The 12,673-nt window shown below is 73.2% G+C and carries 9 protein-coding genes; 6 read left to right on the top strand and 3 right to left on the bottom strand.

Annotated elements, in window-relative coordinates; genetic code table 11:
• From AC1MIR_RS13655 to AC1MIR_RS13645, 3 genes are all read right to left on the bottom strand, one after another.
• Nucleotides 1–531: helix-turn-helix domain-containing protein (locus tag AC1MIR_RS13655; protein ID WP_480028693.1), on the bottom strand; the 531-nt coding region annotated here is incomplete at its 3' end.
• Between the two features lie 255 nt (nucleotides 532–786).
• Nucleotides 787–1,866 carry a GNAT family N-acetyltransferase gene (locus AC1MIR_RS13650; RefSeq protein ID WP_480028692.1) on the bottom strand — a complete coding sequence of 360 codons (1,080 nt, stop codon included), beginning with the start codon at nucleotides 1,864–1,866 and terminating at the stop codon, nucleotides 787–789.
• Between the two features lie 332 nt (nucleotides 1,867–2,198).
• Nucleotides 2,199–3,095 (bottom strand): hypothetical protein, encoded by an 897-nt coding sequence (locus AC1MIR_RS13645; protein WP_480028691.1) that lies wholly within the window; start codon nucleotides 3,093–3,095, stop codon nucleotides 2,199–2,201.
• 19 nt (nucleotides 3,096–3,114) lie between these two features.
• On the opposite strand from AC1MIR_RS13645, the gene AC1MIR_RS13640 reads away from it, so the two are divergent.
• The 6 genes from AC1MIR_RS13640 to AC1MIR_RS13615 all read left to right on the top strand — a co-directional run.
• Nucleotides 3,115–3,804 (top strand): exopolysaccharide biosynthesis polyprenyl glycosylphosphotransferase, encoded by a 690-nt coding sequence (locus AC1MIR_RS13640; protein WP_480028690.1) that lies wholly within the window; start codon nucleotides 3,115–3,117, stop codon nucleotides 3,802–3,804.
• 37 nt (nucleotides 3,805–3,841) lie between these two features.
• Nucleotides 3,842–5,920: an XrtA/PEP-CTERM system histidine kinase PrsK gene (gene prsK / locus AC1MIR_RS13635; RefSeq protein ID WP_480028689.1), complete on the top strand. Its 2,079-nt coding sequence runs from the start codon at nucleotides 3,842–3,844 to the stop codon at nucleotides 5,918–5,920.
• Nucleotides 5,917–7,326 (top strand): PEP-CTERM-box response regulator transcription factor, encoded by a 1,410-nt coding sequence (gene prsR / locus AC1MIR_RS13630; protein ID WP_480028688.1) that lies wholly within the window; start codon nucleotides 5,917–5,919, stop codon nucleotides 7,324–7,326. The genes prsK and prsR overlap by 4 nt, the downstream gene beginning before the upstream one ends.
• A 13-nt stretch (nucleotides 7,327–7,339) precedes the next feature.
• Nucleotides 7,340–10,150 carry an XrtA/PEP-CTERM system TPR-repeat protein PrsT gene (gene prsT, locus AC1MIR_RS13625; protein ID WP_480028687.1) on the top strand — a complete coding sequence of 937 codons (2,811 nt, stop codon included), beginning with the start codon at nucleotides 7,340–7,342 and terminating at the stop codon, nucleotides 10,148–10,150.
• Nucleotides 10,151–10,160: 10 nt separating this feature from the next.
• On the top strand, nucleotides 10,161–11,498 hold the full coding sequence (locus AC1MIR_RS13620) for a putative O-glycosylation ligase, exosortase A system-associated (RefSeq protein ID WP_480028686.1): 1,338 nt from the start codon (nucleotides 10,161–10,163) through the stop codon (nucleotides 11,496–11,498).
• 176 nt (nucleotides 11,499–11,674) lie between these two features.
• A partial coding sequence (locus tag AC1MIR_RS13615; protein ID WP_480028685.1) for a glycosyltransferase occupies nucleotides 11,675–12,673 on the top strand: 999 nt, incomplete at its 3' end.

Raw genomic sequence — 12,673 nt, 5'->3', positions numbered from 1 at the left:
CCCGGGGGGGCGGGGGCCGGGGGGGGGGGGCCCGCGCGCCGCGATCGCGTCCGGGTCGGTGTCGGCCATGGAGCGGGCGAGCGCGATCAGCGCGCTGCGCCGCTCGGGCTGGCCGATGCTGCTGAACGCGCGAAGCAGCAGGTCGGCCTCGGCGGTCGAGCAGGCGGGCCCGGCGCCGGGCGGGCCGGCTTCCTGCCCGCGGACCAGCGCCTCGATGGAAACCCCGAGCGCGCCGGCGATGGCGATCAGACGACTCGCGGCGACACGCGTCAGGCCGCATTCGTAGCGGTAGAGTTGCGGCTGGGAGACGCCGACCTGGCTGCTCAGGTCGCTGAGCGACATGCCCATCGAGATCCGGCAATCGCGGATGCGGCGCCCGACCGCGGCGTCGGCGTCGGTGGGCGCGCGCTTGTTGGTGGCGCGCTTCGGCGGGCCGGCCTCCAACCCCGGCGCATGTGCCCACTCCAGGTGTAGTCCGAGAGGGTCACGCCCGTCGCCGTCGAACGGCAGGCCGGAGCCGTCCTCCATCATGCGCGGTGCCTCGCGAGGGGCCCTGCGACGGGCTGGCGGAGCGTGGACATCAAATCCCCCTTTTCGAAGCGACGAGGCGTCGAATGTAGAGCGAGCAAAATCAGTGCCACACATTTTGATAAGTGAATTCAAAACCTTGTTAGCGGCGCCCCGCGCGGCCGCCTTACATTGTAAGAATCCATGACAATGGGCAAGCATCTTCTGATGCAGCGGACAGCCGGGACGGGCGCTGCCGGCCCGGGCTGTCGGAAACCCTTACAGCTGCGCGACGGTCGTGGCCGCGTCCGGAGCTTCCGAACGACGCCCAACCCAGCCGCGGAGGCGGCCGAGCAGGCCGCGCGGCGACCATGGCCGGGCAAGCTCCGCCCAGGCCAGCTGCGCGCTGCCATCGGCGAAGCTCAGCTTGTAGCGCTGGTCGCCGGCCAGGAAATCGTAGGCGAGGTCACCGCGCGCGAGCGCCAGGCCGATCGCCCGGGCGTGGCAGGAGAGCCCGGGCTTGGCCTGCGGCTGCCCCGCCGGATCGGCCAGCGCGCTCTGATAGGCATAGACGACGCCGCGGTGGCGCAGGTTGTAAAGCATGCCGACAACCCCGCCCGGGCCCGACAGGCGCAGCAGGTCCAGCGCGCCATCGGCGAGTGCGCGCGTCATCAGGCTGCGATGGAAGCGCTCGAGGAACGGGGTGGCGAAGGCGCCCGCCTGGCCGCGGCGCCGCCAGGTCGCTTCATGCAGCGCGACGAAGCCCGGAAACCAGGCCGCCACCTCCGCCTCGGTCCCGGCCCGGGTCAGGTCCAGCGCACCGCCGGCGGCGTAGAAGCGGTCGGACCGACGGATCTGCTGGCGCGTATTGGCGCTGAGGCGCGCCGCCAGGTCGCCGCCTGCCGCCCGGAGCGCGACAAGGTCGAGCACCGGCGCCGGGCGGTCCTGCCGGCGCAGCACCACGCCGCCCGCGGCGCCGACCAGGGCCGGCGGCCCGCCGCCGAGTGCCAGGCCGCGCGTGCCCGGCACGGACCATGCGGCGCGCAGCAGCGCCGCCGCCACCGCCGCATCGGCCGCCAGCGGGCCGTTGTGCTCGGCGAAGGGGCGATCGCGCTCCGGATCGCCGCTCTCGGCCAGGTGCAGCACGCCGCGCCGGCGGTTGAACAGGGCGAGGCCGACCAGGCTGCCCTGGCGCTCGGCCCGCAGCACCACGGGATCGGGATAGCGCTCCTCGGCGAGGCAGCCGACCCAGGTCCAGGTCTGGAACACCGAGGCCGGCACCGCCCACTCCAGCGCGCGCCAGGCCTCGCCCAGGGCTTCGAAGCCTTCGAATGGCTGGGGGCGGACCGTGAGGGTCATCGGGCGCGGGCGCGGTCCTGACAGAGCCGGGCGCGGGTTGGCCCGATGGAGGGCTGCCGCGAGGCTCGCTCGGCGCCCTTCCTGACAGGACGCGCCGGGCGGCTCAACCCGGTGGGAGGGTTGCCTCCGACATCGCGGGGGCGACCGGCGTGCGGCGGCGCCGCGCGCGGCTGTTTCCGCCTTGTTCTGGGCCGGCCGGCCACGGGCGCGCCGGAGCCGACCAGCATGGCGCCGTGCGGACGCGACACGGCGCAGCACCGGGCGGCCGGAGCGCCGTAACATTTCGGCGATCCTCCGCGGGAGGCTCCCGGTCCGGGGGGCGAGCGCATAAACTACCCTTCCATCGCTGGCCCGCGCGGCGCATGCGGGTCCGGCCTCCCCGCCCCATCGTGCCTAAATCTGCGATCAACAATGCAAGCAAGTCTCTGTTTTGTGACAACTTGCAGTCTGCGCAAAATGGTAGCTTGATCAGGCCTTAGGATTTTGTTAAAGCGAAACAGAGGGATAGGGGTCCGCCAGTTTGGCTCCCTGGTCTCTGCACGCAGAACGCGTAACCAAACGTGGTTCTCGCTTTCGGGTTGTGGGGAGGCTGTGGGATGACAAGCCTGTTCGGGCACAGCGTCCGGTCCGATATGCTTTTGCTCTACGTAGCGGACGCGTTGTTGTGCTTCCTCGCCGTTTTCGCGCTCCTGGTTCTGCAGGTGGGCATGCCGGCCGATCAGGGAGGCATGCTGGCCGTTCCCGTTGCCGTGGCCTTCGGCATCATCGGCGGCGCGACCGGCCTTTACCAGCCCGAAGCCTTCGCCCGCGTGCGGAAGCTGCTGGTCGGCGTCCTGGTGGCGGGGCTGATCATGATGGTGCTGCTGCCCGTGCTGGCGATGGTCAGCCCGGCGGAGGGCGCCCAGCTCGGCAATCATCTGGTCGGCGTCACGCTGGCGGTGGTCGGCGCCGTCGTCACCACGCGCCTCGGCTTCGCGGCGGCCCGGCGCAGCGGCCGCCTGGCGCAGCGCGTGGCGGTGGTGCGGACCGCGGCGGGCGGCCCCTTCCGGCTGGACCAAGCCGAGGGGGCGCTCGGCCCGAACGGCCGGTTCCAGGTGGTGCTGGACGTCGCACCCGCCGCCGATCTTGAGCCGCTGCTGGATCCGGCGCGGCTGCGCGCGGAACGCATCCGCATGGTGATCGCCGGCGATCCGGGGAACCTGCCCGCGCAGGTCGCCCGCGCGCTGCATTCCGCCGGAATCCGGGTGATTGGGCGAGCCCGAGTTCCTCGAGCATCATCTGGCGCGCGTGGACATCGAACGGCTGCCGCCGGGCTGGCTTGCCCGCTCCAACGGCATGCGGGAAGGTCCGGTCGAGGGCGCGTTCCGCCGCGGCTTCGACATCCTGCTCGGCAGCGTGCTGCTGCTCGCCACCCTGCCGCTGCTGCTGATCACCGCGCTGGCCATCCGGCTCGACAGCCCCGGCCCGGTCTTCTACCGCCAGGAGCGCGTCGGCCGCGGCGGACGCGTGTTCACGCTGTTCAAGTTCCGCAGCATGCGCGAGGACGCCGAGGCCGCCGGCGCGCCCGTCTGGGCCAGCCGGCGCGACGACCGCGTGACGCGCGTCGGCCGCATCATCCGCCTGACGCGCATCGACGAGATCCCGCAGGTGCTGAACGTGCTGCGCGGCGACATGGCCTTCGTCGGCCCGCGGCCGGAGCGGCCGGCCTTCGTCGAGCAGCTCGGCCGGATCATCCCGCACTACAACGACCGCGCCGTGGTGAAGCCAGGCATCACCGGATGGGCGCAGGTTAACTATCCCTACGGCGCTTCCGTGGAAGATGCCCGCATGAAGCTGGCCTACGACCTCTATTACGTGCGCCGACGCAGCCTTTTCCTGGACCTGCTGATCCTGGTCGCGACGGTGCGCGTCGTGCTCTTCCAGGAGGGCTCGCGATGAACCGCGGCGCCGGCCGGGCGGGCCACAAGCGCGGGCCGTGAGCGCCGCCTCCTTCGTCCTGCATGCCGGTTCGGCCGCGGTCTGCCTGGTGTGGACCGCGCTCGTGCTTGCGGCGGGGCGGGGTACGGCGGCGCGGCTGCTGGCAGCGGCCTGCGGCATCGCCGCGCTCTGGGCCGCGAGCTACGCCCTTGCCCTGCACAGCGGGCAGGAATGGGCGCTGCGGCTGGCCTCCGCCACCGAGACCGGGCGCTGGGTGGTCTGGCTGCTGGTGCTCGGCTTCTTCTTCCGCCGCGTGGTCGGCGGGCGCGCCGGCGCGCTGATGCCCGCCATCGCGCTTGCCGCCGCGGGTGGCGCCGCCATCGCCATGCTGGTCACGCTGCTCGATCGCGGCACGCCGGAATTCGCCTCCGGCCTCGGCGCCTTCGGCACGCTGGCGCGGCTGATGCTGGCGCTGCTCGTGGTGCTGATGGCGGAGAACCTGTTCCGCACCGCCGGCGAGGCCGAGCGCTGGCATGTCGGCCTGCCGGCGATCGTGCTCGGCGGCCTCTCCGCCTATGACGTGCTGGTCTATGCCGAGGCGGCGCTGTCGCAGCAGGTCTCGGTGCCGCTGCTCGACGCCCGCGCGGCGTTGACCGCGGCGGTGACGCCGCTTCTCGCGGTCGCGGCGGTGCGCGACGCGCGCTGGCGGCGCGATCCGCCCGTCTCCCGCCAGGTGGTGTTCCACGGCGCGACGCTGGTGGTGGCCGGCGCCTTCCTGCTCGCCGTCGGCGCGCTGGGCGAGATCCTGCGCTGGCTCGACCTTGCCTGGGGCGCGACGGCGCAGATCAGCCTGCTCGCGGTGGCGCTGATCGCGCTGGCGGTGGCGCTGACCTCCGGCACGGTGCGCTCGCGCATCCGCAGCCTGATCGTGGATCACTTCTTCACCGCGCGGTACGACTATCGGCGGGAGTGGCTGCGCGCCGTGGCGGCGCTGTCCGCCGCGGAACAGCCGATGGCCCCCGAACAGCGGGCGATCCGCGTGGTGGCCGATGTGGTGGACAGCCCGGCGGGCATCCTGCTGCAGCGCGACCCGGGCGAGGCGGGGCTGCGCTGGACAGGGTCGTGGAACCTGCCCGCGGAGCACCAGGCGCTGGGGGCGGAGCATCCCATCGTGGAACGGCTCGGCGCCGGGCAGGACGTGCTCGCCCTGGAGGCGGAGGACCCGGCGCTGCGCGATCTGCGCCTCGCCTATGGCCCGCTCTGGCTGGCGGTGCCGCTGCTGCACGGCCGGGAGGGACTGGGCGGCGTGGTGCTGCTGGCGCCGCCGCGGGCGCCCTTCAAGCTCGACCGCGAGGTGACGGAACTGCTGCGCATGCTCGGCCGGCAGGTCGCCATGTTCCTGGCGGAACGACGCGCGGCCGAACGGCTGGTGGACGAGCGGCGCCTGGCTGACTATGCGAAGCGCTTCGCCTTCGTGGCGCATGATGTGAAGACCGTGTCCAGCCAGCTTTCGCTGCTGCTCGCCAATGCGGAGGAGAACCTTGCGGACCCGGAGTTCCAGCACGACATGCTGGTGACGGTCCGGGCCTCCACGGCGCGCATCAATGCGCTGATCGCGCGGCTGGGGCAGCCCGGCGACGTGCCGGAAGGGACAGCGGAGGCGATCGCCCCGCTCGAGCGGCTGCGTGCCCTGGCCGCGGCCAAGCCCTATCCGGTGGAGGTCGCCGGCCAGGACATGCCGGCTATGGCGGCGATCGCGGCGTCGCGCTTCGACACGGCGATCGGGCATCTGATGAACAATGCCGCGGACGCCTCGCCGCCCGGCGAGCCGGTCCGCGTGGTGGTGAGCCAGGAAGGATCGCACATCGTCGTGGAGGTCACCGATCGCGGGCCGGGAATGTCGGCGGAGTTCGTGCGGGACGAGCTTTTCCGCCCGCTCAGCACCTCGAAGCGGCAGGGCAGCGGCATCGGCGCCTGGCAGGCGCGCGAATTGCTGCGAGAGGCCGGCGGCGAGCTCACCGTGCTGAGCCGGCCCGGCGCCGGGACGACGATGCGGATCGTGCTGCCCGCGCGTGGCGCCGCGCCCGTTGCTGCGACCGTGGCCGCGACCGCCAGCGTGATGCGGGGCGCCGCATGAGCAAGCCGAAGCTCCTGATCGTCGAGGACGATCCCGGTCTCTGCGCCCAGTATCGCTGGGCCTTCCCGAACTGCCGCGTCGTCGTCGCCAACGACCGCAAGCAGGCCGAGGCGATGGCCAAGCGCGAGCAGCCCGATGCGGTGCTGCTCGACCTCGGCCTGCCGCCGGACGCCGAAGGCGTGAGCGAGGGCTTCGCCACGCTCGAGATGCTGCGGGCCGGGGCGCCGAACCTGCCGGTGGTGGTCGCCTCCGGCCAGGGCCAGCGCGAGAACGCGCTGCGCGCGGTGGCGCTCGGCGCCTATGATTTCTGCGAGAAGCCGGTGGATGTCGCGGTGCTGCGCACGGTGATCGAGCGTGCGCTGCGCCTGCGCGAGCTGGAGGAGGAGAACCAGCGCCTCGCCAGCGCGCCGAAATCCTCGCCGGTCCAGGGCCTCATCACCGCCGACGAGGGCATGCTGAAGGTCTGCCGCACGGTGGAGCGGCTGGCCGGCGTCGCCGTGCCGGTGCTGCTGCTCGGCGAGAGCGGCACCGGCAAGGAGGCGCTGGCGCGCGCGCTGCACGAGATGGGCCCGCGCGCGGGCAAGGCCTTCGTCGCGCTGAACTGCGCCGCGATCCCCGAGACGCTGCTGGAGAGCGAGCTGTTCGGCCATGAGAAAGGCGCCTTCACCGGCGCCGTGCGCCAGGTCGCCGGCCGCATCGAGACCGCCAATGGCGGCACGCTGTTCCTCGACGAGATCGGCGAGATGCCGGTGGCGCTGCAGGCCAAGCTGCTGCGCTTCCTGCAGGACCAGGTGATCGAGCGCATCGGCGGGCGCACGCCGATCCGGGTGGATGTGCGCGTGGTCTCCGCCACCAACCAGCCGCTCGAGGAACAGGCCGAGACCGGGCGCTTCCGCGGCGACCTGCTCTACCGGCTGAACGCGGTGACGGTGCGCATCCCGCCGCTGCGCGAGCGGGTGGGCGATGCGCTGCTGCTGGCGCGCTTCTTCCTGGCGAAGTTCGCGCGCGAGCATGGCCGGCGCCTGCGCGGCTTCGACGCCGCGGCCGCGGAGGCGATCGCGGCGCATCGCTGGCCCGGCAATGTCCGCGAGCTGGAAAACCGCGTCCGCCGCGCGGCGCTGATGTCGGAAGGGCCGCTGATCACCCTCGACGACCTCGAGATCGCGCCGGCCGCGGTGGACAACGACGGCAACGCCGATCTCGACCTCCGCACCGCGCGGCTGCGCGCCGAGCGCGATGCGATCGAGCGCGCGCTGGCGCGCAGCAGCGGCAGCCTTTCCGCCGCGGCGCGGCTGCTCGGCATCAGCCGGCCGACGCTCTACAGCCTGCTCGAGACGCACGGTCTCGCAGCCGCCCGCCAAAGGGCCGAGGGCGCACTTGCCCCGGCCGACCCCGATACCGTGTAGCGGAGCCGCAACCATGGCAACACCGCCTTCCCCTTCCCATCGCAGCCGCCTGCTGCTGGCCGCCGCGATGGTCTTCGGGCTCGGCGTCGGCGAGCTCGCCGCCCAGCCGCTGCAGCGCGCCGAGGCCGCCCAGGCGCGCGGCGACCTGCGCGCCGCCCAGATCGAGTTCCGCAACGCCGTGCGGGCGCAGCCCGACAACGCGGCGGTGCGGATGGGCCTGGCGCGGGTCAGCATCGACCTCGGCGATCCCGACACCGCGGAGCGCGAGGCGCGCGCGGCGCTGGAACGCGGCTTCGACCGGACGGCGGCGACCGCCGTGCTGCTGCGCACCTATCTGATGCGCGGGCGGTTCCGCGAATTGCTGCGCGACTTCCCGCAACCCGACCAGCCGCCGGCACTCGCCGCGCAGGTGGGTGCGGCGCGCGCCCTGGCGGAGCTCGGCCTCAATCAGCTCGACCCCGCACGGGCGGCGGCGGAAGCGGCGATCGGCTTCTCGCCGGATGTCGCGGAGGCGCATCTCGCGATGGCCGCGGTGGAAGCCGCCGCCGGCAACCGGGCCGGCGCCGAGGCCGCGGTGGACCGCGCGCTGCAGGCCGATCCGCAATCGCCCGAGGCGCTGCTGCGCAAGGCGTCCTTCCAGGCGGAGCGCGGGCAGGCCTCGGCCGCGATCGCGACGCTCGACGGCCTGATCGCGCGCACACCGGGCAGTGTGGGGGCGCGGGTGCTGCGCGCCGAGCTGCTGATCCGCACCGGCCAGGAAGCGCGGGCGCGGCCAGACATCGACGCCGCGATCCGCATCTTCCCGACGCATCCCGCCGCGACCTACCTCACGGCGCTGCTGCAGGTGCGGCTGCAGGACTGGCGGGCGGCGGACGAGACCCTCGCCCGCATGGGCGCAGCCCTGCCGAACCTCGGCGACGGGCTGCTGCTGCTCGCCACCGTGAAGCGCGCGCTGAACCAGCCGGGCCAGGCGGAGGATGCCGCGCAGCGCTACGTCGCGCGGCGCCCCGACGATCCGCGCGGCGCGAAGCTGCTCGCGACGCTCCAGATGGACGGCAACCGGCCCGATGCCGCCGCCGCCACGCTGAGCCGGCTGGCGCAGCGCAACCTGGCGGATGCCGAGGCGATGGACATGCTCGGCCGCGCCCATGTTGCCGCCGGCCGCCCGCGCGAGGCGGTGATCGCCTTCACCCGCGCCGCCGAGCTGGCGCCGAACGACCCGGCGATCCGCGCGAGGCTGGGCGCGGCACGGCTCGCCCTGGGCGATTCGCGCGGCACCAGCGCGGCGGCGGCGGAATCGCTGCGGCTCTCGCCGGACCAGTCGGGCGCGCGGGAGCTGCTGGCGATTGCGGCCCTGTCGCGCGGCGACATCACCGGCGCGCAGGCCGAATACGACCGGCTGACGCCGGAGCAGCGCCGCGGCGAGGCCGCCGGCACGCTGGAAGGCCTGCTGCTGATGGCGCGCTTCGACGTGCCGGCCGCACGCCGCGCCTTCGAGGAGGTGCTGCGCAACCACCCCGAGAGCGTCGGCGCGCGGCTCGGCCTGGCGCGGGTCGCGACGGCGCAGGGCAACCCCGAGGAGGCCGAGCGCCTGCTCGGCGAGGTGCTGCGCCGCGCCCCGAACCATCCGGAGGCGATGGGACGCCTGCTGGCGACGGTGACGGCCGGCCCGCCGCGGGCCGAGGCCGCCCTGATCGTGCTGCAGGCGGCGCAGGCCGCAGCCCCGACCGAGCCGCAGCTCGCCATCACGCTGGCCGCTGCCTTCGGCGCGCTCGGCCAGCCCGAGCGGGCGCTGTCGGTGGTGGACACGCCGGAGCTGCGCCGCGCGGGCCAGGGCCCGCAGCTGCCGATGACCCGCTCCCAGGTCTTCGCCGCACTCGGGCGTTGGCCGGAGGCGGAGCAGGCCGCGCGCGCCGCGCTCGCGGAGGATCCGGCCTTCCTGCCGGCGCGCCGGCAGCTCATGGCGCTGATGATGCGCAACGGCGACCAGCGCGGGGCGGAAACCATGCTTCAGGAGGCGCTGCGCACGCAGGCCTCGAACGGGGCGCTGCAGCAGTTGCTGATCACCCTGGTGCGCGAGACGCGCGGCCTGGATGACGCGCTGCAGCTGGCGGACCGCATGGCGGGCACGGTGGCGATGCAGCCCGCCTCGCTGACGCTCCGCGGCGACCTGCTGTTCGCGGCGCAGCGCTGGACGGAGGCGGCCGCGGCCTATGCGGCGGCGGCGGAGCACGCACCGTCCTCGACGCTCGCGCTGCGCCGCGCGGCGGCGCTGCGCGCGGCCGGGCAGGCCGATGCGGCGCTCGCCGTGGTGGACGCCTGGCTGGCGCGCGAGCCGGAGGACGTGGATGCGCTGAACCTCGCCGCGCAATTCGACATCGCGGCGGGCCGCAACGACGCGGCCGAACGGCGGCTGACGCAGCTGGTCGAGCGTTCGCCGGACAACGCCGTGGCGCTGAACAACCTGGCCTGGATGCTGCAGGAGCGCGGCAGGCCGGAGGATCTGGCCCGCGCGCGCGCGATGTCGGAGCGGGCCTATTTCCTGATGCCGGGCGCGGAGACGGCGGACACCTTCGGCTGGATCCTGTCGCGCACCGGCGACCTGGATCGTGCGCTGGTGCTGCTGCGCCAGTCGGCGAATGCGCCGCGTCAGGGCGGCCAGGGGCCCGACCCCGGGAAGATCTACCGCTATGCGCATGCGCTGAACGCGGCGGGCCGGCGGCAGGACGCGATCACCGTGCTGAACGCCGCGCTGGCCGGCGACGCCGCCTTCCCCGAACGCGCCGCGGCCGAACGACTGCTGGCCGAGCTGCGGCGCGGCTGACCCCCCGCGCATGCGCAGCTACGTCTTCCTGGCGGTCTATGTAGGGCTGCTCGCACCGTCGCTGGTGCAGCCCTTCCTGGGCGCGCTGCTGTGGAGCTGGATCGCGTTCATGAACCCGCACCGCGAGGTGTGGGGCTTCGCGACAAACCTGCCCTACGCGATGACCATCTTCCTGGCGATGGTCTTCGCCTGCCTCATCGCGAAGGAGCCGAAGCGCTTCGAGGCGAACGCGGTCACCGTGCTGCTGGTGGTCTTCGCGGTGATCATCACGCTGACCACGATGACCGGGATCGGCCCGCAGGACGTGATGTGGCGGCGCTGGGAAGCCACGATCAAGATCATCATCGGGACGCTGCTGGTGGCCAGCCTGCTGACCACGCGGCGGCGCATCCACGCGATGGTGTGGCTGATGGCCATCGCGATCGGCTTCTACGGCGTCAAGGGTGGCTTCTTCACGGCGCTCACCGGAGGCGGCTTCCGCGTGATGGGCCCGCCGGACACCATCATCCGCGATCGCAACCACATGGCGGTGGCCCTGCTGGTGGCGGTGCCGCTGATGAACTACCTGCGCCTGCAGTCGAAGCACTACATCGTGCGCATCGGGCTGCTCGGCGCGGCGGGGCTGACGCTGCTGGCCGCGGTCGGCAGCCAGTCGCGCGGCGCGCTGCTCGCGCTCGGCGCCACGGCGGGCGTGCTGTGGTGGCGCAGCAAGAAGAAGCTCGTCAGCGCCATCGTGCTGTTCGGCTGCATCGCGGCGATCCTGACCTTCATGCCCGACAGCTGGGCGAACCGGATGAACACGATCCTCGAATACGAGGACGACGCCTCGGCCATGGGGCGCATCCGCATCTGGAAGGCCTCCTGGCTGCTCGCGCTCGAGCGGCCCTTCACCGGCGTCGGCTTCCGCGCGATGTACCACCAGCACATCATCGACATGGTGGCGCCCGACGTGCGCGCCCGCGCGGTGCACAGCATCTACTTCGAGCCGCTGGGCGAGCACGGCTTCCCCGGCTTCTTCGTCTGGTTCGGCCTCACGCTGGCGGGGATCTACTACGCGCAGCGGCTGATGCGCATCACGAAGAACCGCCCCGACCTGGCCTGGGCCGGCGATCTCGGCCGCATGGTGCAGGTCTCGATCGTCGCCTACCTGGCCGGCGGCGCGTTCCTGTCGCTGTCCTACTGGGACTACTACTGGATGATCCTCATCGTCACGGCCGCGGCGCACACCATCGCGGTGCGGGCGATCCAGGCGGAGACGCAGAGGCCGGGCATCGCCGGCGCCGCGTCCTGGCGCCAGGGCGAGGCGCGGGACGCGCCGCGGGGCGCGATCAAGGGCGCGGCGACATGAGCGACGTCGCGTCGGCTACGCGGACAGGAGAGAGCGGATGCAGGGCCTACTCTACCTCGCCATGCTCATCGGCGTCATCTGGCTCTGCCTCTGGGCGGTCTTCCCCAAGCTCGTCGGCCGCTACCCCTCCCCCTTCGACATGCTCGACGACAACGAGCCGGCCGACGACAAGCCCGATGGCTGGCAGGGCCGCGAGCGATCCCGCAAGCCGGCCCCTGCGGCTGCTGACCTTCAGCACCCTGTACCCGAACCCCGCCCAGCCAAATCATGGCGTGTTCGTCGAGAACAGGCTTCGTCACCTGGTCGCCAGCGGCGAGGCTGAGAGCACCGTCCTCGCCCCGGTCCCCTGGTTCCCCGGCCGCACGCCATCGCGCGCGGCCGTGCCCGGTACGGAGGAACGGCATGGCCTGCAGGTGCATCACCCGCGCTTCCTGGCGCCGCCGGGACTCGGGATGTACAGCAACCCCTTCACGCTTGCGCGCGCCGCCGCTTCGGCCTTGCGGCGGCTGCTGCGGTCGGGCCGGCGCTTCGATGCGATCGACGCGCATTACCTCTACCCCGACGGCGTCGCGGCGGTGCGGCTGGGCCGTGAGTTCGGCCTGCCGGTGGTGATCACCGCGCGCGGCTCCGACACCAGCCAGCTGCCCCGGCACGCCGTGCCGCGCCGGCTGATCCAGGATGCCATCGCGCGCGCCGATGCGCTGATCGCCGTCAGCGCCGACCTCGCCGAAGGGCTGCACGCGCTCGGCGCGCCGCGCGCAAAAGTGACGGTGCTGCGCAACGGCGTGGATCTTGGCCTGTTCAGCCCGCCGGTGGACCGTGCGGCGGCGCGCGCCGCGCTCGGCCTCGACGGGCCCACCCTGGTCTCGGTCGGGCTGCTGATCCCGCGCAAGAACCACCACCTCACGATCGAGGCGATGGCCGCGCTGCCCGGCCACCGGCTGCTCATCCTCGGCGAGGGGCCGGAACGCGAGAGGCTGGAGGCGCTGTCCGCCCGGCTCGGCCTGGGCGACCGCGTTCGCCTGCTGGGGCCGCAACCGCATGCGCGCCTGCCGCTTTACTACGGTGCGGCCGACGCGATGGTGCTGGCCTCCAGCCGCGAGGGCTGGGCCAATGTGCTGCTGGAGGCGCTGGCCTGCGGCACGCCGGTGGTGGCGAGCCCCGCCTGGGGCTCG

Source organism: Falsiroseomonas sp. RANM36 (assembly GCF_056682175.1).
Note: the sequence above shows the minus strand (reverse complement) of the source record. Positions and strands in the feature narration are given on the sequence as shown.